General features: G+C 72.9%; 22 protein-coding genes and 1 tRNA gene. 17 read left to right on the top strand and 6 right to left on the bottom strand.

All coding sequences use genetic code 11. The annotated features are described in order from the left end of the window. Positions 1-347 precede the first annotated feature (347 nt). Positions 348-1,763, top strand: coding sequence for an NAD-dependent malic enzyme (locus PV343_RS35325; protein WP_319151124.1), 1,416 nt, complete (start codon positions 348-350; stop codon positions 1,761-1,763). Positions 1,764-2,035: 272 nt separating this feature from the next. Further along, positions 2,036-2,317 (top strand): HU family DNA-binding protein, encoded by a 282-nt coding sequence (locus PV343_RS35320; RefSeq protein WP_020940366.1) that lies wholly within the window; start codon positions 2,036-2,038, stop codon positions 2,315-2,317. A gap of 100 nt (positions 2,318-2,417) precedes the next feature. On the opposite strand, the gene murA is transcribed toward PV343_RS35320, so the two are convergent. Then, entirely contained in the window at positions 2,418-3,758 is a 1,341-nt protein-coding gene (gene murA / locus PV343_RS35315; protein ID WP_319151123.1) for a UDP-N-acetylglucosamine 1-carboxyvinyltransferase, read from the bottom strand. A 278-nt stretch (positions 3,759-4,036) separates the two neighbouring features. Here murA and PV343_RS35310 point away from each other — a divergent pair, with 278 nt between their 5' ends. The 9 genes from PV343_RS35310 (at position 4,037) to PV343_RS35270 (ending at position 14,348) form a co-directional block, all read left to right on the top strand. After that, positions 4,037-4,609: a YqgE/AlgH family protein gene (locus tag PV343_RS35310; protein WP_319151122.1), complete on the top strand. Its 573-nt coding sequence runs from the start codon at positions 4,037-4,039 to the stop codon at positions 4,607-4,609. 29 nt (positions 4,610-4,638) lie between these two features. Then, positions 4,639-4,917 carry a DUF3039 domain-containing protein gene (locus tag PV343_RS35305; RefSeq protein ID WP_043478366.1) on the top strand — a complete coding sequence of 93 codons (279 nt, stop codon included), beginning with the start codon at positions 4,639-4,641 and terminating at the stop codon, positions 4,915-4,917. Between the two features lie 297 nt (positions 4,918-5,214). Beyond that, the gene (locus PV343_RS35300; RefSeq protein ID WP_319151121.1) at positions 5,215-6,849 is read left to right on the top strand and encodes a beta-N-acetylhexosaminidase; all 1,635 of its coding nucleotides are present in this window, start codon (positions 5,215-5,217) and stop codon (positions 6,847-6,849) included. 291 nt (positions 6,850-7,140) lie between these two features. Beyond that, the gene (locus PV343_RS35295) at positions 7,141-8,034 is read left to right on the top strand and encodes an FAD binding domain-containing protein (RefSeq protein WP_319151120.1); all 894 of its coding nucleotides are present in this window, start codon (positions 7,141-7,143) and stop codon (positions 8,032-8,034) included. Continuing rightward, positions 8,031-9,671, top strand: a complete 1,641-nt coding sequence (locus PV343_RS35290; RefSeq protein ID WP_319151119.1) for a 2Fe-2S iron-sulfur cluster-binding protein — start codon at positions 8,031-8,033, stop codon at positions 9,669-9,671. Before PV343_RS35295 ends, PV343_RS35290 begins: the two co-directional genes overlap by 4 nt. Beyond that, complete coding sequence (locus tag PV343_RS35285) at positions 9,668-11,977, top strand: xanthine dehydrogenase family protein molybdopterin-binding subunit (protein ID WP_319151118.1); 2,310 nt, start codon at positions 9,668-9,670, stop codon at positions 11,975-11,977. Before PV343_RS35290 ends, PV343_RS35285 begins: the two co-directional genes overlap by 4 nt. Then, a complete protein-coding gene (locus PV343_RS35280; RefSeq protein WP_319151117.1) occupies positions 11,974-12,123 on the top strand; it encodes a hypothetical protein in 150 nt (49 codons plus the stop codon). Before PV343_RS35285 ends, PV343_RS35280 begins: the two co-directional genes overlap by 4 nt. Before the next feature lie 199 nt (positions 12,124-12,322). Continuing rightward, complete coding sequence (locus PV343_RS35275) at positions 12,323-13,501, top strand: SUKH-4 family immunity protein (protein WP_319151116.1); 1,179 nt, start codon at positions 12,323-12,325, stop codon at positions 13,499-13,501. Between the two features lie 169 nt (positions 13,502-13,670). After that, complete coding sequence (locus tag PV343_RS35270; RefSeq protein ID WP_319151115.1) at positions 13,671-14,348, top strand: acetate uptake transporter; 678 nt, start codon at positions 13,671-13,673, stop codon at positions 14,346-14,348. An 80-nt stretch (positions 14,349-14,428) separates the two neighbouring features. Here the strand turns inward: PV343_RS35270 and PV343_RS35265 are convergent. Beyond that, a tRNA-Cys gene (locus tag PV343_RS35265) sits at positions 14,429-14,500 on the bottom strand. Positions 14,501-14,698: 198 nt separating this feature from the next. Here PV343_RS35265 and PV343_RS35260 point away from each other — a divergent pair. The 4 genes from PV343_RS35260 (at position 14,699) to PV343_RS35245 (ending at position 20,205) form a co-directional block, all read left to right on the top strand. Next, positions 14,699-16,198, top strand: a complete 1,500-nt coding sequence (locus PV343_RS35260; protein WP_319151114.1) for an MFS transporter — start codon at positions 14,699-14,701, stop codon at positions 16,196-16,198. Between the two features lie 269 nt (positions 16,199-16,467). Next, positions 16,468-18,267 carry a DEAD/DEAH box helicase gene (locus PV343_RS35255; protein ID WP_319151113.1) on the top strand — a complete coding sequence of 600 codons (1,800 nt, stop codon included), beginning with the start codon at positions 16,468-16,470 and terminating at the stop codon, positions 18,265-18,267. 382 nt (positions 18,268-18,649) lie between these two features. Next, positions 18,650-19,291 carry an IclR family transcriptional regulator gene (locus PV343_RS35250; protein WP_020940352.1) on the top strand — a complete coding sequence of 214 codons (642 nt, stop codon included), beginning with the start codon at positions 18,650-18,652 and terminating at the stop codon, positions 19,289-19,291. A 122-nt stretch (positions 19,292-19,413) separates the two neighbouring features. After that, positions 19,414-20,205, top strand: a complete 792-nt coding sequence (locus PV343_RS35245) for a PDZ domain-containing protein (protein ID WP_319151111.1) — start codon at positions 19,414-19,416, stop codon at positions 20,203-20,205. Here the strand turns inward: PV343_RS35245 and PV343_RS35240 are convergent. From PV343_RS35240 to PV343_RS35230, 3 genes are all read right to left on the bottom strand, one after another. After that, the gene (locus PV343_RS35240; protein ID WP_319151110.1) at positions 20,202-20,381 is read right to left on the bottom strand and encodes a hypothetical protein; all 180 of its coding nucleotides are present in this window, start codon (positions 20,379-20,381) and stop codon (positions 20,202-20,204) included. The two genes, PV343_RS35245 and PV343_RS35240, sit on opposite strands and share 4 nt — an antisense overlap. An 86-nt stretch (positions 20,382-20,467) precedes the next feature. Then, a complete protein-coding gene (locus PV343_RS35235; RefSeq protein WP_319151109.1) occupies positions 20,468-21,052 on the bottom strand; it encodes an ArsR/SmtB family transcription factor in 585 nt (194 codons plus the stop codon). Positions 21,053-21,176: 124 nt separating this feature from the next. Then, positions 21,177-21,659, bottom strand: coding sequence for an Lrp/AsnC family transcriptional regulator (locus PV343_RS35230; protein ID WP_319151108.1), 483 nt, complete (start codon positions 21,657-21,659; stop codon positions 21,177-21,179). 133 nt (positions 21,660-21,792) lie between these two features. Here PV343_RS35230 and hppD point away from each other — a divergent pair, with 133 nt between their 5' ends. Both hppD and PV343_RS35220 read left to right on the top strand, forming a co-directional pair. After that, entirely contained in the window at positions 21,793-22,941 is a 1,149-nt protein-coding gene (hppD, locus tag PV343_RS35225) for a 4-hydroxyphenylpyruvate dioxygenase (RefSeq protein WP_319151107.1), read from the top strand. Positions 22,942-22,975: 34 nt separating this feature from the next. Next, positions 22,976-23,833, top strand: a complete 858-nt coding sequence (locus PV343_RS35220) for a Teichoic acid biosynthesis protein C (Precursor) (RefSeq protein WP_319151106.1) — start codon at positions 22,976-22,978, stop codon at positions 23,831-23,833. 28 nt (positions 23,834-23,861) lie between these two features. Here the strand turns inward: PV343_RS35220 and PV343_RS35215 are convergent. Next, a partial coding sequence (locus tag PV343_RS35215; protein WP_319151105.1) for a tetratricopeptide repeat protein occupies positions 23,862-25,211 on the bottom strand: 1,350 nt, incomplete at its 5' end.

The following is a 25,211-nucleotide window of genomic DNA, read 5'->3' as shown; positions in this document are numbered from 1 at the left end:
TCCGTTTGTTAGCCTTGGTGTGGCACCGGCCCGATCCAAGCCCCCGGGCCCAACCTTCGTCCCTGCGAGGGACCACTTGCCGCGAGGCGAGCATGGCGGGTCGGTGTCATGAACGTGAGAGAGGCCCACGTCCTGTGTGACGTGGGCCTCTCTCTTTGTGCCGCGGGCCCCTTTCCCCGTGTGATCGCTTCTCGTATGGTGGAAGAGGTTTTCCGAAAGAGTCCGCCGACCGCTCATGGCGTGTGAACAAAACGTCCGCAACTCAGGGCGACTACCACGTACTGAGGGGTAGGTGCGACGATCGGACGGCACAACTCGCGACACGGTGAAAGCAGAGGAAGTCGGCCATGGCAACGGCGCCCAGCGTCTCCTACTCGATGACCATCCGGCTGGAGGTGCCCGCGAGCGGAACCGCCGTCTCGCAGCTCACCACCGCCGTGGAGTCCTCCGGAGGCTCGGTCACCGGCCTCGACGTCACCGCGTCCGGCCACGAGAAGCTCCGCATCGACGTCACCATCGCGGCCTCCTCGACCGCGCACGCCGACGAGATCGTCGAGAAGCTGCGGGGCATCGAGGGCGTCACCCTGGGCAAGGTCTCCGACCGTACGTTCCTCATGCACCTCGGCGGCAAGATCGAGATGCAGTCCAAGCACCCCATCCGCAACCGTGACGACCTGTCCATGGTCTACACGCCGGGTGTGGCGCGCGTGTGCATGGCCATCGCGCAGAACCCCGAGGACGCCCGCCGTCTGACCATCAAGCGCAACTCCGTTGCGGTCGTGACGGACGGCTCCGCCGTGCTCGGCCTCGGCAACATCGGCCCCAAGGCCGCGCTGCCGGTCATGGAGGGCAAGGCGGCCCTCTTCAAGCGCTTCGCCGGCATCGACGCCTGGCCGATCTGCCTGGACACCCAGGACAGCGACGCGATCGTCGAGATCGTCAAGGCGATCGCCCCCGGCTTCGCCGGCATCAACCTGGAGGACATCTCCGCCCCCCGCTGCTTCGAGATCGAGGCGCGGCTGCGCGAGGCCCTCGACATCCCCGTCTTCCACGACGACCAGCACGGCACCGCGATCGTCGTCCTCGCCGCCCTGACCAACGCGCTGCGTGTCACCGGCAAGGCGATCGAGAACATCCGCGTGGTCATGTCCGGCGCCGGCGCGGCCGGTACGGCCATCCTCAAGCTGCTGATCGCGGCCGGCGTGAAGAACGCCGTCGTGGCCGACATCCACGGCGTGGTGCACGCGGGCCGCGAGGACCTCGTGGACGCCCCGTCCGACTCCCCGCTGCGCTGGATCGCCGACAACACCAACCCCGAGGGCCTCACCGGCACCCTGAAGGAAGCCGTGCGCGGCGCCGACGTGTTCATCGGCGTCTCCGCCCCGAACGTCCTCGACGGCGACGACGTGGCCGCCATGGCCGAGGGTGCCATCGTGTTCGCGCTCGCGAACCCGGACCCCGAGGTCGACCCGGCGATCGCCCGTCAGACGGCCGCCGTCGTGGCCACCGGCCGCTCCGACTTCCCGAACCAGATCAACAACGTGCTGGTCTTCCCGGGCGTCTTCCGCGGCCTCCTGGACGCCCAGTCCCGCACGGTCAACACCGAGATGATGCTCGCCGCCGCGAAGGCCCTCGCCGACGTGGTGACCGAGGACGAGCTGAACCCGAACTACATCGTCCCGAGCGTCTTCAACGACAAGGTCGCGGGCGCGGTGGCCGGTGCGGTCCGGGAAGCGGCGAAGGCCGTCGGCGCGACGTCGTAGCGACGCCGTACCGTAGGGTGCGGGGGCTGTGAGGATCGACACGGCGGCCCCCGCACCGGAGTGTCGTGGAACCCCCCACCGGCGGGCGCCCTCTAGGGTGACGGCCGAGCAGGCGCTTTTCGTGTGACTCCCTAGGGTGTTCTCACGACTCCTACGGGTGCCGGATTGGCATTACCGCCGCAGGTAGGGGCAGGATGCGTCTTTGGGCGCGAGCGCATCGGCATCGATCTCACCTCACGCCTCAACGGCAAGAAGAACACGGGAGTAACAACATGAACCGCAGTGAGCTGGTGGCCGCGCTGGCCGACCGCGCCGAGGTGACCCGGAAGGACGCCGACGCCGTTCTGGCCGCGTTCGCCGAGGTCGTCGGCGACATCGTCTCCAAGGGCGACGAGAAGGTCACCATCCCCGGCTTCCTGACCTTCGAGCGCACCCACCGTGCCGCTCGTACCGCGCGCAACCCGCAGACCGGTGAGCCCATCAACATCCCGGCCGGCTTCAGCGTGAAGGTCTCCGCGGGCTCGAAGCTCAAGGAATCGGCCAAGGGTAAGTAAGCGCTCCGCTCGGGGCGCCGATCCACCAGGGTGCCCCGGCTGAAGACGCCGAAAGGGCGGCCCCCCTCAAGCCGAGGGGGGCCGCCCTTTCGGTGTTCGGCTAGCCCAGCGCCTTGCCGGGGAGCTCCACCTTCGCCCCCAGCTCCACGAGCTTCTCCATGAAGTTCTCGTAGCCGCGGTTGATCAGCTCGATGCCGTGCACCCGCGAGGTGCCCTCGGCCGCCAGGGCGGCGATGAGGTACGAGAAGCCGCCGCGCAGGTCGGGGATGATCAGGTCGGCGCCCTGCAGCTTCGTCGGGCCGGAGACGACCGCGGAGTGCAGGAAGTTGCGCTGGCCGAAGCGGCAGTCGGAGCCGCCGAGGCACTCGCGGTAGAGCTGGATGTGCGCGCCCATCTGGTTCAGCGCGGAGGTGAAGCCGAGCCGGGACTCATACACCGTCTCGTGGATGATGGACAGGCCCGTGGCCTGCGTCAGCGCCACCACCAGCGGCTGCTGCCAGTCGGTCTGGAAGCCGGGGTGCACGTCCGTCTCCAGCGCGATCGACTTCAGCTGGCCGCCGGGGTGCCAGAAGCGGATGCCCTCGTCGTCGATGTCGAAGGCGCCGCCCACCTTCCGGTAGGTGTTCAGGAACGTCATCATCGAGCGCTGCAGGGCGCCGCGGACGTAGATGTTGCCGTTGGTCGCCAGGGCGGCGGACGCCCAGGACGCGGCCTCCAGGCGGTCCGGCAGGGCGCGGTGGGTGTAACCGTCGAGCTTGTCCACACCGGTGATGCGGATCGTGCGGTCGGTGTCCATCGCGATGATCGCGCCCATTTTCTGCAGGACGCAGATCAGGTCCTCGATCTCCGGCTCGACGGCGGCGTTGGACAACTCCGTGACGCCCTCGGCGAGTACGGCCGTCAGCAGCACCTGCTCGGTGGCACCGACGGACGGGTACGGCAGCCGGATCTTGGTGCCGCGCAGCCGCTGCGGCGCCTCCAGGTACTGCCCGTCCGCGCGCTTCTCGATGGTCGCGCCGAACTGCCGCAGCACGTCGAAGTGGAAGTCGATGGGCCGGCCGCCGATGTCGCAGCCGCCGAGGCCCGGGATGAACGCGTGGCCCAGACGGTGCAGCAGCGGGCCGCAGAGCAGGATCGGGATACGGCTCGAACCCGCGTGGGCATCGATGTCAGCGACGTTCGCGCTCTCCACGTGCGTCGGGTCCATCACCAGCTCGCCGGGCTCCTCACCCGGACGGACCGTCACCCCGTGCAGCTGGAGCAGGCCGCGTACGACGCGCACGTCACGGATGTCGGGAACATTGCGCAGTCGGCTCGGCGCACTGCCCAGCAGGGCGGCGACCATGGCCTTCGGTACGAGGTTCTTCGCACCGCGGACACGGATCTCGCCCTCCAGCGGGGTGCCGCCGTGGACAAGCAGGACATCGTCGTTGACGGTCATGTATCTCGCGTTCCGATGAGTCGGGCAGGGGTCGGCCGATCACTTGCGCGGGGGCCGGGAGAGACAGGGTAATCGCCGACCACCCCCCTCCCATAAGCCCGAGGACCCCCCAGTCGCGTCATGGCTGTGTCACAACACGAACGGTTCAGCACCGGCCACACGGGGTCACCGACCGTACCGGTGTGCGCCAGGGACGCACCTGCGCGCCCTGAGCTGCGTTCACTCCCACAACCCGATTGGCTCCCCACACCAGGGGAAGATGCGGGATCATGTCTGGCATGACCGAGGTGTCCTCGCTCACAGGGCGGCTGCTCGTGGCCACGCCCGCCCTGGCGGACCCGAACTTCGACCGCGCGGTGGTGCTCCTTCTCGACCACGACGAGGAGGGCTCTCTCGGTGTCGTGCTCAACCGCCCCACCCCGGTGGACGTGAGCGACATCCTGGAGGGCTGGGCCGAGCTGACCGGCGAGCCCGGCGTGGTCTTCCAGGGCGGACCCGTCTCGCTGGACTCGGCGCTCGGCGTCGCGGTCATCCCCGGCGGCGCCGACGGCGACCGCACCCCGCTCGGCTGGCGGCGGGTGCACGGCGCCATCGGCCTGGTCGACCTGGAGGCCCCGCCCGAGCTGCTCGCCTCGGCGCTCGGCTCCCTGCGGATCTTCGCCGGTTACGCCGGCTGGGGCCCCGGCCAGCTGGAGGACGAGCTGGTGGAGGGCGCCTGGTACGTCGTCGAGTCCGAGCCCGGTGACGTGTCCTCACCGGCCCCGGAGAGACTCTGGCGCGAGGTGCTCCGGCGCCAGCGCAACGAGTTGGCGATGGTGGCCACGTACCCGGACGACCCGTCGCTCAACTGATGCCTGCGGGCTTCAGTACCCTTGCTGGTATGAGCACTCTTGAGCCCGAGCGCGGGACTGGTACGGGGACCCTCGTAGAGCCGACACCGCAGGTGTCCCACGGCGACGGCGACCACGAGCGCTTCGCCCACTACGTCCAGAAGGACAAGATCATGGCGAGCGCCCTCGACGGCACCCCCGTCGTGGCGCTCTGCGGCAAGGTCTGGGTGCCCGGCCGCGACCCGAAGAAGTACCCCGTCTGCCCCATGTGCAAGGAGATCTACGACTCCATGGGCAGCGGTGGCGACGAGGGCGGCGACGACAAGTAGCGGTCACCTCGCACCCCGCCCGGCTGAAGCCGTCAGGCCCCCGGGACGCGTCCGGACGCGTCCCGGGGGCCTTTGCGTTTCCCGGCCGTCGAGTGGTCCAGACCTCTTGTCGGCCGGTTCGCGATGTCCCTAGGCTCGTGGCCGTTGTGTGCTGCGAAACAGTCGTTGCATATCTTGCAACGTTCGGGGCGGACGCCAGGGGAGGGGACCGGCATGACCGACGGGACTGAGGGGACTGACAGGGCTGACAGGGCTGACGGGTCCGGCAGGCCGGACGGGACGGCGGAGGAGCCGGCGATGATCCCGGCGCCCGTGCGCTGGACGCCCGGTACGGCCGGACGCACGCGCCTCGACAGCGGCACCGTCCTGGAGGCGGGCCCCGGCACCGACGGTGTCGCGCGCTGGCTGCGGGCCACCGTCGGAGCGGCGACCGGCCTGCCCTTCCCCGAGACCGGCGACGGCCCCGGCCGCGTCGTGCTCGGCATCGACCCGGACCTGCCGCCGGAGGGCTACCGCCTGCTCGGCGACGAGGGGCCCGGGGGGCCCTACCGCATCCTGGGCGGCGGCGCGGCGGGGGTCTTCTGGGGCGCCCAGACCTTCCGGCAACTGCTCGGCCCCGACGCCTTCCGGCGCGCTCCCGTGCGGCCCGGCCGGGAGTGGAGCCTGCCCGGCGGCACCGTCGAGGACGCCCCGCGCTTCCGCTGGCGCGGCCTCATGCTCGACGTGGCCCGGCACTTCATGCCCAAGGAGGGCGTGCTGCGCTACCTGGACCTGATGGCCGCGCACAAACTCAACGTCTTCCACTTCCACCTGACGGACGACCAGGGCTGGCGGGTCGAGATCCGGCGGTACCCCAGGCTGACCGAAATCGCCTCCTGGCGCGCGAGGACCAAATTCGGGCACCGGGCGTCGCCGCTGTGGGAGGAGAAACCGCACGGCGGCTACTACACCCAGGACGACATCCGGGAGATCGTCGCCTACGCCGCCGAGCGGCACATCTCCGTCGTCCCCGAGATAGACGTACCGGGCCACTCGCAGGCCGCCGTCGCCGCCTACCCGGAACTCGGCAACACCGACGTCGTCGACACCACCGCCCTCTCCGTCTGGGACGACTGGGGGATCTCCCCGAACGTCCTCGCCCCCACCGACACCACACTGCGCTTCTACGAGGGGGTGTTCGAGGAGATCCTGGAACTCTTCCCCGCGGACGCCGCCGAGTTCTCACCGTTCGTGCACATCGGCGGCGACGAGTGCCGCAAGGACCAGTGGACGCGGTCGCCGGTCGTCAAGTCCCGCATCGCGGACCTCGGGCTCGCCGACGAGGACGCGTTGCAGTCCTGGTTCATCGGGCACTTCGACCGCTGGCTCGCCGCGCGCGGGCGCCGGCTCATCGGCTGGGACGAGATCCTGGAGGGCGGACTCGCGCCGGGCGCCGCGGTGTCCTCCTGGCGCGGCTACGGCGGCGGTGTCGCGGCCGCGCGCGCCGGCCACGACGTCGTCATGTGCCCGGAGCAGTACGTCTATCTGGACCACCGGCAGGCCCCCGGCCCCGACGAACCCGTGCCGATCGGCTTCGTGCGCACCCTGGAGGACGTCTACCGGTTCGAGCCGGTGCCGGCGGGGCTCACCGCCGAGGAGGCCCGCCATGTGCTGGGTACTCAGGCCAACGTGTGGACCGAGGTGATGGAGGACGCGGGCCGCGTGGACTACCAGGCGTTCCCCAGGCTCGTGGCGTTCGCCGAGGTCGCCTGGAGCCGGCTTCCCGCGCCGCCGGAACGGGACTTCGCGGACTTCGGGCGCCGGATGGCCGTCCACTACGGGCGACTTGACGCCCTCGGCGTCGCCTACCGGCCGGCCACGGGCCCCCGGCCCTGGCAGCGGCGCCCCGGTGTGCCCGGCCGCCCGATCGAGGGCCCGCCGCCGCACCGGTGAAAACCGGCGCGCCGGACGGAATCGGTCATCGTGGGGGAGCCGGACGGAGCCGGATAGAACAGATTACGGAAAACCGCGCCAGGGTCCACCGAAGAGTGGCAATCGAGACGCATGGGCGATGCCGTTCGAAATCGGACCATGTACCCGATGAGGTGGGCGAATGCCTCCTAGCGGACCCCCGCGTCCGGGCCTTGCGAAGATGTGCCAGAGTTGCCACGTCCGCCCTGTGAGCACGTACCGTACGGCCACACAGGTGGGACCAGGTGGGGCAGCGGGAGAGGGGCAGCCGGTTTGACCACGCACGCACCGCAGGCGGCGCAGGCCGTCACGCTGCCCACGACACTGGACGAGGCCGTGGCGGCCCTCACCGCCATGCCCACGGCCGTACCCGTGGCCGGCGGCACCGATCTCATGGCCGCCGTCAACTCCGGTCAGCTCAGGCCCGCCGCCCTGGTGGGCCTCGGACGGATCAGCGAGATCCGCGGCTGGCAGTACCAGGACGGCCACGCGCTGCTCGGCGCCGGCCTCACCCACGCGCGCATGGGCCGCCCCGACTTCGCGGCCCTGATCCCGGCGCTCGCCGCCGCCGCGCGCGCCGCGGGCCCGCCGCACATCCGCAACGCCGGCACCCTGGGCGGCAACATCGCCACGGCCGCCCCCACCGGGGACGCGCTGCCGGTGCTGGCCGCCCTGGAGGCGACGCTGATCATCGCGGGCCCGGGCGGGGCCCGCCGGGAGATCCCGGTGTCGCACCTGCTGGCCGGTGTGGAGATGCTGCGCGGCGGCGAACTCATCGGCTACGTGCGCGTGCCCCTGCTGCACGCCCCGCAGGTCTTCCTGAAGGCCACCGGACGCACCGGCCCCGGCCGCGCGGCGGCCTCCGTCGCCGTCGTCCTCGACCCGGCCCGGCGCGGGGTGCGGTGCGCCGTCGGCGCCATAGCGCCGATGCCGCTCAGGCCCCTGGACGCCGAGCAGTGGGTCGCCCAGCTGATCGACTGGGACAACGACCGCACGCTGGTCCCGGAGGCCCTGAGCGCCTTCGGCGAGTACGTCGCCGCGGCCTGCATCCCGGACCCCGCCCCGGAGCCGGACGGCTCCGTGGCACCGCTACCGCCCGCCGTACTGCACCTGCGGCGCACCGTCGCCGCGCTGGCCCGACGAGCACTGGGGAGGGCGCTGTCGTGACCGACGACCAGCACGGAGAGGGCGCGCCCCCGAGCGGCGGCCGCTGGAACCCGCTGCCCCAGGGCGACTACGACGACGGCGCCACCGCCTTCGTCAAGCTCCCCGAGGGCGGCATCGAGGCCCTGCTGTCCGGCGACAGCCCGCTGGCCGCCCCCGGCCACGGCTACGTGCCGCCGCGGATAACGGCGGCCCCGGGCACGGACGACCCCGCCGCCACCGGCACCTGGTCGATGCCCGCCGGCGGCGACCAGTGGCCCGACCCCAACGCGGTGCCCCAGGACCAGGCGGCGGACGACCGGTTCACGTACCACCCGGCGGCCACGCAGCAGTGGACGTTCGAGGAGCCGTCGGCCGAGCCCGGCGCCGGGCACGACGTCACCGGCCAGTGGAGCATCCCGGTGGCCGGCGGCGACCTCCCCGACGAGTCGGGGGAGTTCACCACCTCCGCCCTGGTCGAGCAGTGGGGCGGCACGCCGCCGGCCACGCTCCCCGGCGGAGCGTCCGCGCCGTGGGCGACCGAACCCGCGGACGGCCCCTGGGGGCAGCCGGAGCCCGGCCCCGGCCCCCACCCGGCCGGCGCGCCCACCGCCGGGGAGTACGACGACCGCACCGGTGGGTACGCCGCGAACCCGCTCGCGCAGGCCCCTGGAGGCCCCGCGGACGGCCCGGCGGGGCATCCCGGGCCCGGCACCCCCTCGGCCGCCCCCCGGGCCGCCGAGGCGCCGGACACGGCCCCAACGGCGGCCGACGGCGGCCCGGACCACGCGGCCGAGGCGGACCAGGCGGACCTGGCGGACCGGGTGGCCGACACCGGCGCCGCGGACCCCGCCACGGCCGACGGAACCGGCCGCACCGAGCCCGGCGCCGAGCCGGACCAGCAGGCGCCCGCCGCCGAGGACGCGGCCGACGAGGCCGCCCCCGCGGACGCCGGGCAGGAGACCGCCGAGGACCCCGACGAGTCCGCGTCCGCGCCCCACGACGACCACCCCCTCGCCTCCTTCGTCCTGCGCGTCAACGGAGCCGACCGCCCCGTCACCGACGCCTGGATCGGCGAGTCCCTGCTGTACGTCCTGCGGGAGCGGCTCGGCCTCGCCGGCGCCAAGGACGGCTGCTCGCAGGGCGAGTGCGGCGCCTGCAACGTGCAGGTGGACGGACGCCTGGTGGCCTCCTGCCTGGTCCCCGCCGTCACCGCGGCCGGCAGCGAGGTCCGCACCGTCGAGGGCCTGGCCACCGACGGGCAGCCCTCCGACGTGCAGCGGGCGCTCGCCCGGTGCGGCGCCGTGCAGTGCGGCTTCTGCGTACCGGGCATGGCGATGACCCTGCACGACCTGCTGGAGGGCAACCCCGCCCCGACGGAGCTGGAGACCCGGCAGGCCCTGTGCGGCAACCTCTGCCGCTGCTCCGGCTACCGGGGCGTCCTGGACGCCGTCCAGGAGGTCGTCGCCGGACGCGAGGCGCACGGCGCCGCCGACGGGACGGACGCCGACGAGGCGCGCATCCCGCACCAGGCGGGCCCGGGCTCCGGCGGCGTCAACCCGTCGGCGTTCGACGTGCCGGGGGTCTTCGACAGTCCCGGCACATTCGGTACACCGGGAGTGCACGACCAGCACTACGGCCAGGACGGAGGCCAGGGGTGAGCAACGAAGCGGCCACCGCGACCACCGCGGCGGAGTCGGTCCCCGCCGCCGAACCGCTGCCGCACGGCCTCGGCGCCTCGCTGCCGCACGCCGACGCCCGGGCCAAGACCGAGGGCACCTTCCCGTACGCGGCCGACCTGTGGGCCGAGGGCCTGCTGTGGGCGGCCGTTCTGCGCTCCCCGCACGCGCACGCGCGCATCGTGTCCATCGACACCACCCACGCGCGCGAGATGCCCGGCGTACGGGCCGTCGTCACCCACGAGGACGTGCCCGGCACCCCCGTCCACGGCCGGGGCACCCCGGACCGCCCCGTGTTCGCCTCCGAGGTCGTGCGCCACCACGGCGAACCCATCGCCGCCGTCGCCGCCGACCACCCCGACACCGCGCGGATGGCCGCGGCCGCCGTCATCGTCGAGTACGAGGTGCTCGACCCGGTCACCGACCCCGAACAGGCCTTCGAGGCCGAACCCCTGCACCCCGACGGCAACCTGATCCGGCACATCCCGCTGCGCCACGGCGACCCGGACGCGCTCGGCGAGGTCGTCGTCGAGGGCCTGTACCGCATCGGCCGCCAGGACCCGGCCCCCATCGGCGCCGAGGCCGGCCTCGCGGTGCCGCGCCCCGACGGCGGTGTCGAGCTGTACCTCGCCTCCACCGACCCGCACGCCGACCGGAACACGGCCGCCGCCTGCTACGGCCTGTCGCCGGAACAGGTGAAGATCGTCGTCACCGGGGTGCCGGGCGCCACCGCCGACCGCGAGGACCAGGGCTTCCAGCTCCCGCTCGGACTGCTCGCCCTGCGGACCGGCTGCCCGGTCAAGCTCACGGCCACCCGCGAGGAGTCCTTCCTCGGCCACGCCCACCGCCACCCGACCCTGCTGCGCTACCGCCACCACGCCGACGCCGAGGGCAGACTGGTCAAGGTCGAGGCGCAGATCCTGCTCGACGCGGGCGCCTACGCCGACACCTCCGCCGAGGCCCTCGCCGCCGCCGTCTCCTTCGCCTGCGGCCCCTACGTCGTCCCCAACGCCTTCATCGAGGGCTGGGCCGTACGCACCAACAACCCGCCGTCGGGCCACGTGCGCGGCGAGGGCGCCATGCAGGTCTGTGCCGCCTACGAGGCGCAGATGGACAAGCTCGCGAAGAAACTGGGCGAGGACCCGGCCGAGCTGCGCCTGCGCAACGCCCTCGCGACCGGGGACGTCCTGCCCATCGGCCAGACGGTGACCTGCCCGGCCCCGGTGGCCGAACTGCTCCAGGCGGTACGCGACTTCCCGCTCCCGGCGCTGCCCAAGGACACCTCCGAGGACGAGTGGCTGCTGCCCGGCGGCCCCGAGGGCGCGGGCGAGCCGGGCGCGGTGCGCCGGGGCGTCGGCTACGGCGTCGGCATGGTGCACATGCTCGGCGCGGAGGGCGCCGACGAGGTCTCCACGGCGACCGTCAAGGTCCACGACGGCGTGGCGACCGTGCTGTGCGCGGCCGTGGAGACGGGCCAGGGCTTCACCACCCTCGCCCGCCAGATCGTCCAGGACACGCTCGGCATCGACGAGGTCCACGTCGCCCCCGTCGACACCGACCAGCCCCCGGCCGGCGCGGGCTGCCGCGGCCGCCACACCTGGGTCTCCGGCGGCGCGGTGGAACGCGCGGCCAAGATGGTCCGCACGCAACTCCTCCAGCCGCTCGCGCACAAGTTCGGCATGTCGACGGAGCTGCTGCAGATCACGGACGGCAAGATCACCTCGTACGACGGTGTCCTGTCGACCACCGTCACCGAGGCGCTGGACGGCAAGGAGCTGTGGGCCACGGCCCAGTGCCGCCCGCACCCCACCGAGCCGCTGGACGCCGAGGGGCAGGGCGACGCGTTCGTCGGCCTCGCCTTCTGCGCGATCCGCGCGGTGGTGGACGTCGACATCGAACTCGGCTCGGTCCGGGTGGTGGAGCTGGCCGTCGCCCAGGACGTGGGCCGGGTGCTGAACCCGGCGCAACTGGCCTCGCGCATCGAGGCCGGCGTCACCCAGGGCGTGGGCATCGCCCTCACCGAGAACCTGCGCACCCCCCGCGGCCTGATCCGCCACCCCGACCTCACGGGGTACGCCCTGCCGACCGCGCTGGACGCGCCGGACATCCGGATCGTGAAGCTGGTCGAGGAGCGGGACGTGGTCGCGCCCTTCGGCGCGAAGTCGGTCAGCGCGGTCCCGGTGGTGACGTCCCCCGCGGCCATCGCCTCGGCGGTCCGCGCGGCGACGGGCCGCCCGGTCAACCGGCTGCCGATCCGCCCCCAGGCCGCGGTGGTGACGGGCCAGTGACGCAGCCGTCCGGGGAAGCGCGCGAGGTGCCGCGGGAGGAACCCCGCTACGAGGCGGCGCCCGGCGTGGGCAAGCTCGCCCTGTGGATCCTGCTGTTCGCGGTGGCCGCGCTGGCCGTCGTTCTGGGCGGCGTGTACTTCACCTGACGGGGCCCGCACCATCCGGCGGCGGTTCCGGTGTGCGCCGGCACGCAACGGGCCCGGGCCGTGCTGCGTCCTTTCCCCCGAGGGGCGTTGTCAGTGGTGCGGCGTACTGTGCGGAGCAGTGACGGGCACCCGCCCGCGGCCGCCGTTCGACGGCGCCCGCACACAGTCACGCACGCACGGGGAAGATCGCGGGGGAGCGATGAGCACGACCGAGGCCGGGGTCCCGGCGATCACGCTGACCGAGGCGGAGCTGGACCGGTACGTCACGCACGCGCCGACGCGCGGTCTGCTCACCGGGCCCGGCCTGCCGGCCCGGACCGACCTGCTGACCTTCTCCCCGCTGCGCACGCACGGCCTGCGGACCCTCGGCGACGCCACGGACGGTCCGTTCCGTCTCGCGGAGGAGCTGCGCGGCCGCCTGGTGATCGGCGAACTCCTCAACCCCGCGGGCATGGAGCGCGAGTCGATCCTGCTCGACGGCCGCACGGGCGAGCTCACCACGGCCTACCTCTTCGAACCGGCCGAGACCCGGCCGTTCGCCCCCTCGCTCGACACGCTGCTGCGCTTCGCCGCGGTCACGGAGGAACTGGCGGGCCTGCGCGGCCGCTTCGCCTCCCTGGCCGGCCAGTACGGCCCCCGGACCGCCACCGAGGCCTCGCGCCGCCTCCTCGCCCTCTTCGCGGAGGGCACGGACGGCCGCGTCCCGGCCTACTGGAAGGCGGCGGCCCTGATCCGCCCGCTCGCCCTCGTCGCCGGTCCCGGCACGGCCTGCGGCCTCACGCTGGACGTCCCGGCCCGCCTCCTCGACCAGGAGTTCGGCCACGGCCGGGTGACGCGCTACGAGGAGGTGGACCTCCCCGCCACCCTCACCCACGAGCCGACCCGCCGCTTCCTGCGCGAGACGGGGCTGCCGGAGGAGGCGGTCCTCTTCCACGCCGACACCGACGGCCCGCTGCGGACCCTCACCGAGTTCACCACCGGCGAGCCGGCCGACGACCGCTCCGACCGCTCCACCCCCTCCATGGACGTCCTGCCCGCCCACTCCGACCACCTGATCCGCCTCGGCCACCTGGTCGAGGACAACAGCCTCGTGGTCGACGGCAGGACGGGCGCGGTCCTCACCTACAGCGCGCCCGAGGCGACGCTCCACGCCCTGAACACCGACGTCTCCACGCTGGCCTTCACGCTCTGGCTCCTGCACCACGAGCGCACCATCGACGAGCACCTGTCCCGCGAACTCACGACGGACGCCTACGACCAGCTCGCCGCCGCCATGATCCGGACCCTGGCCTCGGTCGACCCCACCGCGGCGGCCCCGGCCACCGACTGGCACTACTGGACGGAACTGTTCCGGGACGAGGCGGGCGGGGTGCTCTGACGCCCTCGCCCGGCAAGAGGCCTACCACTGGGGCAAATGGGTACAAATCTACATAAGCGCAGGAGAAGTCCCGCGCAGCGCGGCTGCCCGGGACTTCGGCCAGCCGGGCCGTGTACGGCGTGCGTCGGCCGGCTGGTCCCGCCCTCCTCTCGTCGAAGGGATGCGGGTCATGAACGAGGAGACGACGAGTTTGCCCTCGGAGCAGCCACACCCGCGGGCGCTGCACCCGACGGTCTCGGGTGATCCCGCTCCGCTGGGCCTGGCGGGTTTCGCCCTGACCACCCTGCTGCTCTCCATCATCAACACGAACCTGCTCCAGGAGACCGCCGCGATCATCCCGGTGCTGGCGCTCGCCCTGTTCTACGGCGGCCTGGCCCAGTTCATCGCCGGTCTCTTCGAATTCCGCCGCGGCAACACGTTCGGCGCCACGGCGTTCGTCTCGTACGGCGCCTTCTGGCTGTCCTACTGGTGGCTCGCGCCGCGCCTGGAGGTCGCCGGCGGCGCGCACAACGCGCTGGGGCTGTTCCTGCTCGGGTGGGGCATCTTCACCGCCTTCATGGCCGTAGCCGCGCTGCGCGTCAACCTCGCCGTCCTGGCCGTGCTCGTGCTGCTGACGATCACCTTCGTCCTCCTGGCCATCGGCGCCTTCCAGACCGGGTTTCCGCCGCACACCGTGACGGAGGTGGGCGGCTGGTTCGGCATCGCCACGGGCCTGGTCGCCTGGTACGCCGCCGCGGCCACGGTCATCAACGACACCCACGGCCGCCCGGTACTCCCCGTGGGCCCCCGCCCGCCCGGCCACACCGACCGCGCCCGCCCGCACGACCCCGCCCCGACGGTGGAGTGAGACCCGCCCGACCAGTGCACGACCGAGAGGGCGGCACCCCTTGCGGGGTGCCGCCCTCTCGGTGCCTGGTCAAACACTTGAGGCCGTGGCGGGAATCGAACCCGCGTAACTCGCTTTGCAGGCGAGTCCCTGAACCACTCGGGCACACGGCCGGGTCGGTCGCCCGGGGGCGGGCCGAACTCGGTGCGTCGACCGTACGGCGGGGCCGGAGGGCCGCTCAAGGGAACGTCCGGTGCCGCAACGGGACTGCCACGCCCCGTTCATGAACCGGGGTCGTACGACCAAGGTCGGAGAGCGGACCGGGCCCCAGACAGGGGTCAAATCCGCTTGCGGACCTTACTCTGGCCCGCATGAGCACCCTTGAATCCCCCGATGCCCCAGGTGTGGACGTCGTCGACCAGAACGGCGGGACCGCTGCACCTGCCGAGAAAGCCGGGAACGAGGGCGGCGTGCTGGGGCGGGCGCATCGGGCGCTGAGCATCGGGATCGTGTCCGTGGTGCTCCTGATCGCCTTCGAGGCGACCGCCGTCGGGACCGCGATGCCCGTCGCGGCCCGGGAGCTGGACGGGGTGGCGCTGTACGCGTTCGCCTTCTCCGGGTACTTCACGACCAGCCTGTTCGGCATGGTGCTCGCGGGGCAGTGGTCCGACCGGCGCGGCCCGCTCGGAGCGCTGACCACCGGCATCGGCGCCTTCGCGGCGGGGCTGGTGATCGCCGGGACCGCCCAGGTCATGTGGGTGTTCATCCTGGGACGGGCCGTACAGGGACTCGGCGGCGGCCTGGTCATCGTCGCGTTGTACGTCGTCGTCGGCCGCGCCTACCCCGAGCGGCTGCGGCCCGCGATCATGGCGGCCTTCGCCGCCGGCTGGGTCGTACCGTCCATCGTCGGACCGCTCGCCTCGGGCGCCGTCACCGAGCATCTCGGCTGGCGGTGGGTCTTCCTCGGCATCCCGGTCCTGGTGGTGTTCCCGCTCGCCCTCGCGCTGCCCCAGATACGGCGCAGGGCGGCGGGGCCCGTGCCCGGTGCCGACGGCTCCGCCTCCCTGGACCGGCGCCGGATCCGGCTCGCCCTCGCGATCTCGCTCGGCGCCGGGCTGCTGCAGTACGCCGCCCAGGACCTGACCTGGCTCTCCCTGCTGCCCGGCCTCGCCGGTGCCGCCTTCCTCGTGCCCGCCGTCCTCGGCCTGCTGCCCCCCGGCACCTGGCGTGCCGTGCGCGGCCTGCCCTCCGTCGTGCTGCTGCGCGGCGTCGCCGCCGGGTCCTTCATCGCGGCCGAGTCCTTCGTCCCGCTGATGCTGGTCACCCAGCGCGGGCTGTCGCCCACGATGGCCGGCTTCTCCCTCGCCGCGGGCGGCGTCACCTGGGCGCTGGGCTCCTGGGCGCAGTCCCGGCCGCGTCTCGAACCGCACCGGGAGCGGCTGATGGCCCTGGGGATGGTGCTGACCGCCGCCGCGATCGCCACCGCGCCGAGCGTGCTCCTGCCCGGCGTGCCCGTCTGGATCGTCGCCGTCGCCTGGGGCTTCGGCTGCTTCGGCATGGGCCTGGTGATCTCCTCCGCCAGCGTGCTCCTGCTGAAGCTGTCCGCCCCCGAGGAGGCCGGCGCCAACTCCGCGGCGCTCCAGATCTCCGACGGCCTCTCCAACGTGATCCTGCTCGCCGCGGCCGGCGCCGCCTTCGCGGCCCTCGGCGGCGGCGGCACGGACACCTCGACGGCCGGCGGCTCCCACCCCGCCGCCTTCGCCGCCGTCTTCCTGCCGATGGCGGTGGTGGCACTGCTGGGCGTGTGGGTGGCGACCCGGCTGCGCGGCGCCGACCAGCCGGCGGTCCGTGACCAGCCGGTCGAGGTCTGATCGTGTCCCGCGCCTCGCCTGTCCGGGTCTGATCGGCCCGCGCCTAGCCTGTCCGGGGCTGATCGTCCCGCGGCCAGCCGGTCCGGGCCCGACCAGCCGTTCCAGGAAGGGGCCGTCCCGCCCCGGACCGGCCCGCCGTGGTCCGCCGGGTTGTGACGTCAGTCCCACCCGCGGGCGACCCGGCCTCGTCCGGGCATCGGCACCACCGGGCCGCCGGTAGGGTGGCCCGGTTGTCATACGTAGCCGAGCCCGACCCCTCCCCGGAGACCGTGACTACCACCGCCGCTTCCTCCGCTCACTCCCACCACCTCTCGCCCGCCTTCCCGGGCCGGGCCCCCTGGGGTACCGCAAGCAAGCTGCGTGCCTGGCAGCAAGGGGCGATGGAGAAGTACGTCCAGGAGCAGCCGCGTGACTTCCTCGCCGTGGCCACGCCCGGCGCCGGCAAGACGACCTTCGCGCTGACACTGGCGTCCTGGCTGCTGCACCACCACGTCGTGCAGCAGGTGACCGTGGTGGCGCCGACCGAACACCTGAAGAAGCAGTGGGCGGAGGCGGCGGCCCGGATAGGGATCAAGCTCGACCCCGAGTACAGCGCCGGCCCGCTCGCCAAGGACTACGACGGGGTGGCGGTCACCTACGCGGGCGTCGGCGTGCGCCCCATGCTGCACCGCAATCGCGTCGAGCAGCGCAAGACCCTCGTCATCCTCGACGAGATCCACCACGCCGGTGACTCCAAGTCCTGGGGCGAGGCCTGCCTCGAGGCGTTCGAGCCCGCCACCCGCAGGCTCGCGCTGACCGGTACGCCGTTCCGGTCCGACACCAACCCCATCCCCTTCGTGACGTACGAGGAGGGGCAGGACGGCATCCGGCGCTCCGCCGCCGACTACACCTACGGCTACGGCAACGCCCTCGCCGACCACGTCGTGCGCCCGGTCATCTTCCTCTCCTACAGCGGCAACATGCGCTGGCGCACCAAGGCGGGCGACGAGATCGCCGCCCGGCTCGGCGAGCCGATGACCAAGGACGCGATCAGCCAGGCCTGGCGCACCGCGCTCGACGCGCGCGGCGAGTGGATGCCCAGCGTGCTGCGCGCCGCCGACCAGCGGCTGACCGAGGTCAGGAAGGCCATCCCGGACGCGGGCGCCCTCGTCATCGCCTCCGATCAGGAGTCCGCGCGCGCCTACGCCAAGCTCATCCGCGAGATCACGGGGACGAAGGCGACGCTCGTGCTGTCGGACGACGCCGGCGCCTCGAAGCGGATCGACGACTTCAGCGGCAGCGACGACCGGTGGATGGTCGCGGTGCGCATGGTGTCCGAGGGCGTCGACGTGCCCCGGCTGGCGGTGGGCGTGTACGCCACCACCATCTCGACACCCCTGTTCTTCGCGCAGGCCGTCGGGCGCTTCGTGCGGTCCCGGCGGCGCGGCGAGACCGCGTCCGTGTTCCTGCCGACCGTGCCCGACCTGCTGACCTTCGCCAACGAGATGGAGAAGGAACGGGACCACGCCCTCGACAAGCCCAAGAAGGAGGGCGAGGAGGACCCGTACGCCGAATCCGAGAAGGAGATGGAGGAGGCGAACAAGGAGCAGGACGAGGACACCGGCGAGCAGGACATGCTGCCCTTCGAGGCGCTGGAGTCCGACGCCGTCTTCGACCGGGTCCTGTACGACGGCGCCGAGTTCGGCATGCAGGCCCACCCGGGCAGCGAGGAGGAGCAGGACTACCTCGGCATCCCCGGCCTGCTCGAACCCGAACAGGTGCAGCTGCTGCTGCAGAAGCGGCAGGCCCGGCAGATCGCGCACAGCCGCAAGAAGCCGGACAGCGAGGCGGACCTGCTGGAGCTGCCGGCCGAGCGGCGCCCGGTGGTCTCGCACAAGGAGATGATGGAGCTGCGCAAGCAGCTCAACACCATGGTCAGCGCCTACGTCCACCAGAGCGGCAAGCCGCACGGGGTGATCCACACCGAGCTGCGCCGGGTGTGCGGTGGCCCGCCGAGCGCGGAGGCGACCCCCGGACAGCTGCGGCAGCGCATCGCCAAGGTGCAGGAGTGGGCCACGCGCATGCGCTGACGCGCCGCCGGGATGGCCGAACCCCCTCCCACCAGCCCCGTACCCGCACGATCGTTCGCCCGTCCGCGCGGGCGTCGCCAGCATGTTCGGGTGTGCGGAACGACCTGCCCGGTGTGCGTATCCGGACGAATGCAGGCAGGCCGGAACCGCCCTTGCCCGGATTCTGGACGGAGGCTTCCGCTCAGCGAACCGGCTTCGCTAGTGTCCCGCTACGCACACGCCCCGTGGCAGCGCCGCCGCGGAGCGCAGCCGTGAAGCGACATGGCCCGGAGCCGCCGGGCGACCTGCCGATCGGCGGCCTCTGAAGCGCGTCGCCGTCGTGACTCGGCGACGCATACGTCGCACAGGGGTCGCCGACCTCACCGCCGAAGGAGTGGGCGTCGTGACCGCGGAGACCTCCCAGACGCTCGACCGGGGACTACGTGTCCTCAAGCTGCTGGCCGACACCGACCACGGACTGACCGTCACCGAGCTTTCCAACAAGCTGGGCGTGAACCGGACCGTGGTCTACCGCCTGCTCGCCACGCTGGAACAGCACGCGCTCGTGCGCCGCGACCTGGGCGGGCGGGCCCGGGTGGGGCTGGGAGTGCTGCGCCTCGGCCGGCAGGTGCATCCGCTGGTGCGGGAGGCCGCGCTGCCCGCGCTGCGCGCGCTCGCCGAGGACATAGGGGCGACGGCGCACCTGACACTGGTGGACGGGACGGAGGCGCTGGCCGTCGCCGTGGTCGAGCCGACGTGGACGGACTACCACGTGGCCTACCGGGCCGGTTTCCGGCATCCGCTGGACCGCGGGGCCGCCGGCAAGGCGATCCTCTCCGCCCGGCAGTCACCGTCCGGCGACCCCGGGTACACGCTGACGCACGGTGAGCTGGAGGCCGGGGCGAGCGGGGCCGCCGCGCCCCTCGTGGGAGTGACCGGGGTCGAGGGCAGCGTAGGAGTGGTGATGCTCGCGGACGCCGTCCCGGAGAGGGTGGGGCAGCGGGTGGTCGACGCGGCCCGCGAGGTGGCGGAAGCGCTCCGCTGAACGGGCCGCCCGGCCCGCTCCCGCATGCCACCCGGCCCGCTCCCGGGTGCGGCGCGCGCCCGCCCGGCGGTGGGCCGCCCACGCCGCTCGGGAGGCGGCCGGCCGTCACGTAGATTGATTCCGTGCTCTCACGTCTCACGCGTTCCCAGGCCGTCGCCGTCTGTGCCCTGCCCGTCGTGGCGCTGCTCGCCACGGCCGTGTTCGCGCCGCTGCCGTTCTCGCTGGCGCAGCCGGGCCTGACGGCGGACGTGCTGGGCAAGCACCAGGGCACGCCGGTGATCACCGTCTCCGGGGCGCCGACCCGGAGGACCAGCGGTCAGCTGCGGATGGTGACCATCGTGGCGACCGGCCCGGACACCCGGGTCTCGCTCGGGGACGTGTTCGACAACTGGTTCCGCTCGGACCGTGCCGTGATGCCGCGCGACGCCGTCTACCCGAGCGGCAACAGCGTCAAGGAGATCGAGAAGCACAACGCCGAGCAGATGCAGCAGTCGCAGGACGCGGCGACCCAGGCGGCGCTGAAGTACCTGCACCTGAGCGCCGACAAGGTGAAGGTCAAGCTGAAGCTCGCCGACGTGGGCGGCCCGAGCGCGGGGCTGCTGTTCACCCTGGGGATCATCGACAAGCTGGACGGCGACGGCAGCGGCGGTGACCTCACCGGGGGCCGCGACATCGCCGGTACGGGGACGATCGACGCCGCCGGCAAGGTGGGCGCGGTGGGCGGGGTGGCCCTGAAGACCCAGGCCGCGCGGCGGGACGGTGCCACCGTCTTCCTGGTGCCGAAGGCCGAGTGCGCGGATGCCAGGTCCGAGCTGCCGAAGGGGCTGCGGCTGGTCCCGGTGACCACGCTGAACGGCGCGGTCGACGCCCTGGTGGCGCTGCAGAAGGGGAAGGGCCCGGTTCCGAGCTGCTAGGCGACGGCGGCGGCCGGCCGCGGGGCGGCGAGACGGCTGCCGACCTCGATCAGGGCCTGGCCGAGGCGGGCGCGCAGCTCCGTCCGGTGCGCCGTCCCGGCGGCGAGGCGGTGCGCGGTGGCCTCGGTGCGCAGTTCGGCGGCGTGGTGCCGGGCGAGCGTGGTGGTGATGTCCATGGCGTGGCCTCTCACTTCGTGTCGGTTCACTGGGTGCTGGTTCACGAGCTGCTGGATCACTGGTGCCTGATCAGTGCCTGGCCTGGTCACTGGCTGTCGATCGGGAAGAGGTGCGTGTGGAGCCGGACCTGCTCGGAGTCCGGCAGGTCCGCGTCGGTCGCGCTGCCGCGGAACTCGTCGATCAGGCCGTGCATCCGCCGGACGAGCTCGGCGGCCTGTGCGGGCGTGAGCCGTAGCGTCGCGTCGCTCATGTCGGACGCCTGGTGCCAGTCCCGGGCCCAACGGCCCCGGGTGCTGAGCCAGTTGGACAGTTCGCGGGCGTGGGTGCCGGCGACCTCGTGCAGGAAGACCTCGGCCATCCCGCGCACTTCGGGTCCCGCGCTCTCGAAGTCGTCGCTGTCGAAGACCAGTCCCTGGTCCACGGCCCGCCACCAGCGCTCCCTGCCCTTGCCGTGCTCGGGGGCGTCCTCGACGAAGCCGTGGGCGGCGAGCTGGCGCAGGTGGTAACTGGTCGCGCCGCTGGACTCGCCGAGCCGCTCCGCCAGTTGGGAGGCGGTGGCGGGTCCGCGCTGCCGCAGGGCGTCCAGCAGCTGCATCCGCAGCGGGTGGGCGATCCCGCGCAGGGCGCGTGCGTCCAGCCGGCGCTGTGTGCGTTCCTCGTGCTCCGTCATGCGTACAAAGATAGCGATGCAAAGGATCCTTTGCAACGCCTTCTTTGCATCGACTTCTCTGTACGTCTCTCCCGGTGCGGGCTCCCTGTCCTGCCGGCCTGGTCAGTGCCTGGTCGATGCCTGTTCAGACCCCCTCCGCCGCGTCCCCGGCGGCCTGTTCCACCAGCGGGATGACCCGCAGCGGGACCGGGTTCTCCATCACGATCGCCGTGGAGGCCCGGACGATGCCCTCGAAGCCGACGACCAGGTCGATCACCCGCTGCAGATCGGCGTTCGAGCGGGCCACCAGCCGGCACAGCATGTCCCCGCTGCCGGTGGTCGTCAGCAGTTCCAGCACCTCAGGCACCGTCGCCAGGTGGGCCCGGACGTCCGCACCCTGGCCCTGCCGGATCTGGAGCGTGGCGAACGCCGTGACCGGGTAGCCGAGGGCAGCCGGGTCCACCTGCGGGCCGAAACCGCGGATCACCCCGTTCGACTGGAGCCGGTCGAGCCGCGCCTGGACCGTCCCCCGGGCGACCCCCAGCCGCCGTGACATCTCCAGCACGCCGATGCGCGGCTCCCGCGCCAGCAGCACGATGATCCGCCCGTCCAGACGATCGATCGCCACGGTCCCTCCCGCACCCTCTCCGGAGTGGTCATCCTGTACAGAAAGACCGCCGATGCGGCCGTACCGCTGAACACATTGCCCAGCGAACACGCAAACTATTGCGCACCTTGCAGACCGGGGCCACCCTTCCGACATGACGCAGACCACACACCTCACTCCCGACGCGACCGCCCGGCAGGCCGACCCCTTCCCGGTCAAGGGAATGGACGCGGTCGTCTTCGCCGTGGGCAACGCCAAGCAGGCGGCGCACTACTACTCCAGCGCCTTCGGCATGAAGCTGGTCGCCTACTCCGGACCGGAGAACGGCAGCCGCGAGACCGCCAGCTACGTGCTCGAGAACGGCTCCGCCCGCTTCGTCCTCACCTCGGTCATCAAGCCGTCCACCCCCTGGGGCCACTTCATCGCCCAGCACGTGGCCGAGCACGGCGACGGCGTCGTCGACCTGGCCATCGAGGTCCCGGACGCCCGCGCCGCCTACGCCTACGCCATCGAGCACGGCGCCTCCTCGGTCGCCGAGCCCCACGAGGTGAAGGACGAGCACGGCACCGTCGTCCTCGCCGCCATCGCCACCTACGGCGAGACCCGCCACACCCTGGTCGAGCGCAGCGGCTACGACGGCCCCTACCTGCCCGGTTACGTCGCGGCGCAGCCGATGGTCGAGGCGCCCGCCCGCCGTACCTTCCAGGCGATCGACCACTGCGTCGGCAACGTCGAACTCGGCAAGATGGACGAGTGGGTGGCGTTCTACAACAACGTCATGGGCTTCACGAACATGAAGGAGTTCGTGGGCGACGACATCGCCACCGAGTACAGCGCGCTGATGTCGAAGGTCGTCGCGGACGGCACCCTCAAGGTGAAGTTCCCGCTCAACGAGCCGGCGATCGCCAAGAAGAAGTCCCAGATCGACGAGTACCTGGAGTTCTACGGCGGCCCCGGCGTCCAGCACATCGCGCTGGCCACCAACGACATCGTGCAGACGGTGCGCACCATGCGCGCGGCCGGCGTCGAGTTCCTCAGCACCCCCGACTCGTACTACGACACCCTCGGCGAGTGGGTCGGCGACACCCGGGTGCCGATCGAGACTCTCCGGGAACTGAAGATCCTGGCGGACCGCGACGAGGACGGGTACCTTCTGCAGATCTTCACCAAGCCGGTCCAGGACCGGCCGACCGTGTTCTTCGAACTGATCGAGCGGCACGGCTCGATGGGCTTCGGCAAGGGCAACTTCAAGGCGCTCTTCGAGGCCATCGAGCGCGAGCAGGAGAAGCGGGGCAACCTGTAGGACCCAGGGTCCCCGCCTGGCGCGAGGGGGGACCGTGGCGGAGCACATCGACCTCGCCGCGCCGGCCGTCTGCCGGCTGCGGGAGCGGGCGACGCTCCAGGAGCCCACGGTCCTCCAGTCCTTCGCCTTCGACGAGGTCCACCGCCACCTCTACGTCCTCCAGGTCGCCCGGGGCGGCCTGGAGGACGGGGACCTGTGCCTGAACCGCCTGGACCCGGAGGGCCGGCGGCTCGGCCACATGTACCTCAAGGGGTTCGGGCACGGCGTCAGCATGGGCGTGCAGAACGACCCCGACGGCACGGTCTGGATCTGGACCGAGGCCGACGCGCTGCACGGTTTCGGCCGGGGCGTCACCCGGTTCCGGTTCGCCGCCGGCGCCACCCGCACCACCCGGGACGTCAAGGTCCGCCACCCCGTCGAGGGCTCCCGCAACAACCAGCCCACCCTCTGCGCGGCCACCCGCCGCCTGGCGATCCGCTACCGCGTGAAGAACGTCCCGCGCTACCGCGTCTGGGACCTCGCCGCCTTCGTCGCCCGCGACTACGCGAACCCGCTCGCCGACTTCCCCCAGACCGGCGCCCACCCCGACCCGGCGGTCCCCTTCCAGGGCTACGCGCTGCACGGCGACCACCTCTACCAGCTCGCCGGCAGCGCCTACGACGCCCGGACCAACCCGCCCGCCCGCCACGGCAACACGTACCTGTCCTGCCTCGACATCCGCACCGGCGCCCTGCTGGCCGCCCACCGCACGGGAGCGGGCCACACCCTGAGCCACCGCGAGCCCGAGGGCCTGGCGGTCCGGCGCACCGGCGGCCCCCGCCTGTACCTGGGTTTCGCCTCCGGCGAGCCGGGAGCGCGCCGGTTCTCCCTGTACTGCAAACCCGGGCCCTGAGACCCGGGTTCACGGTACGGCCGAAGCCCTAGCCGTCCTCGCCGAGCAGCGGCTCGTCCGGCACGTCCCCCAGCTCCCGCAGCGCCGCCCGGGCCTCGGGAGCCCGCAGCGGCGAGAAGTACGGGTTGATCCGCAGCGCCTCCTGCAGATGGCGCCGGGCCGGACCCGGCCGGTCCGTCTCGCGCTCGATCATGCCCAGGTGGAAGGCGTACAGCGCGCTGCGCACCCCGCCGCCCTTCGCCTTGTCCGTGGCGATCGAGGCGTACTTCAGCGCCTCCTGGTCGTCACCGGCCCGGTGCAGCGCCCAGCCGAGCGCGTCGGCCACCTCGATCCCGGGCTGGCGCCGCCACTCCTCCTCCAGCCGCACCACCGCGTCCTGCGCGTCCCCGTGGTCCGCCTCGTACTGGCCGATCAGCAGCTCCTCGTCCACCCCGCCGTCGACCGCCCGCTCCACCCGCTCCCGCATCAGCTCGTACTGCTCCCGCGCGGAGGAGAACCGGCCCAGCGACTCGTACAACTCGCCCAGTTCCAGGGTGACCCGCGGGTCCGGCTGCCCGGCGAGCGCCGCCCGGTAGGCGGTCAGCGCCTCGTCGGCGCGGCCCAGCGCGGCCAGCGCCCGGCCCTTCCCGGCCAGCGCCGACCACCGGCCGGGATCGACCCGTACGGCCGCCTCGAAGTGCCGCAGCGCGTCCTCCCGGTCGCCGCGCTCCCAGGCGAGCTGCCCCACCCCGGTCAGGTAGGCGCCCTGTTCGGGGGGTGTGCGGGCGGTCGACGCCGCGTCCGTCAGCTGCGCCACGGCGTCCTCGCGCCAGCCCCGGTCCCGGTACACCCCCGAGGCCCGGGCCATGACGGCGGGCCGGGCGGCCGCCCCGGGCCGCAGCGCCATCAGCTTGTCCAGGGCGCCCCGGGCCGCCGCGTAGTCGCCGAGCCCCGTGTAGGCGTCGATCAGCGGCGGATACGCCGTCCACCGCTTCGGCGTCAGCTTCAGCGCCTGCTCGCCGTACCGCTTCGCCGACGCGAAGTCGCGGCGGGCGTTCGCCAGCGCGGCCAGGCCGCCCAGCGCCTCGGCGTTGCCGCCAGCGCGCACCTGGATCGACGTGGTCAGCGCCCGTTCCGCCTTCGGGTAGTTCGCCGGGTCGGCGCTCGCCCGACCCCGCTCCACGTACGCGGTCCCCAGCACCGCCCACGCCCGGGCGTCCTGAGGACGCGCCCGTACCCGGCTCTCCTGCTGCCCGATCAGCGCCGTCAGGTCGGGCAGCGCGGCCGGCACCCCCGAGGTCAGCGCGGCCAGCGCCAGCGCCTGCGGCTGCGCCCGGGGGCCCGCGAGGGGCGGCGGCACCGCCCGGCGCTCCGGCTCGTCCGGGACCAGCGTCAGCAC

The sequence above is a fragment of the Streptomyces sp. WI03-4A genome, from assembly GCF_033792105.1.
Taxonomy (GTDB): Bacteria; Actinomycetota; Actinomycetes; order Streptomycetales; family Streptomycetaceae; genus Streptomyces; species Streptomyces collinus_A.
The sequence above is the reverse complement of the archived record's forward strand: the minus strand, read 5'-3'. Positions and strand labels throughout refer to the sequence as shown.

Excerpts from the sequence above, each read along its gene's own strand:
- PV343_RS35325 (WP_319151124.1), top strand. The coding sequence starts at position 348 with ATGGCAACGGCGCCCAGCGTCTCCTACTCGATGACCATCCGGCTGGAG.
- PV343_RS35320 (WP_020940366.1), top strand. The coding sequence starts at position 2,036 with ATGAACCGCAGTGAGCTGGTGGCCGCGCTGGCCGACCGCGCCGAGGTG.
- murA (WP_319151123.1), bottom strand. The coding sequence starts at position 3,758 with ATGACCGTCAACGACGATGTCCTGCTTGTCCACGGCGGCACCCCGCTG.
- PV343_RS35310 (WP_319151122.1), top strand. The coding sequence starts at position 4,037 with ATGACCGAGGTGTCCTCGCTCACAGGGCGGCTGCTCGTGGCCACGCCC.
- PV343_RS35305 (WP_043478366.1), top strand. The coding sequence starts at position 4,639 with ATGAGCACTCTTGAGCCCGAGCGCGGGACTGGTACGGGGACCCTCGTA.
- PV343_RS35300 (WP_319151121.1), top strand. The coding sequence starts at position 5,215 with ATGATCCCGGCGCCCGTGCGCTGGACGCCCGGTACGGCCGGACGCACG.
- PV343_RS35275 (WP_319151116.1), top strand. The coding sequence starts at position 12,323 with ATGAGCACGACCGAGGCCGGGGTCCCGGCGATCACGCTGACCGAGGCG.
- PV343_RS35270 (WP_319151115.1), top strand. The coding sequence starts at position 13,671 with ATGAACGAGGAGACGACGAGTTTGCCCTCGGAGCAGCCACACCCGCGG.
- PV343_RS35260 (WP_319151114.1), top strand. The coding sequence starts at position 14,699 with ATGAGCACCCTTGAATCCCCCGATGCCCCAGGTGTGGACGTCGTCGAC.
- PV343_RS35240 (WP_319151110.1), bottom strand. The coding sequence starts at position 20,381 with ATGGACATCACCACCACGCTCGCCCGGCACCACGCCGCCGAACTGCGC.
- PV343_RS35235 (WP_319151109.1), bottom strand. The coding sequence starts at position 21,052 with ATGACGGAGCACGAGGAACGCACACAGCGCCGGCTGGACGCACGCGCC.
- hppD (WP_319151107.1), top strand. The coding sequence starts at position 21,793 with ATGACGCAGACCACACACCTCACTCCCGACGCGACCGCCCGGCAGGCC.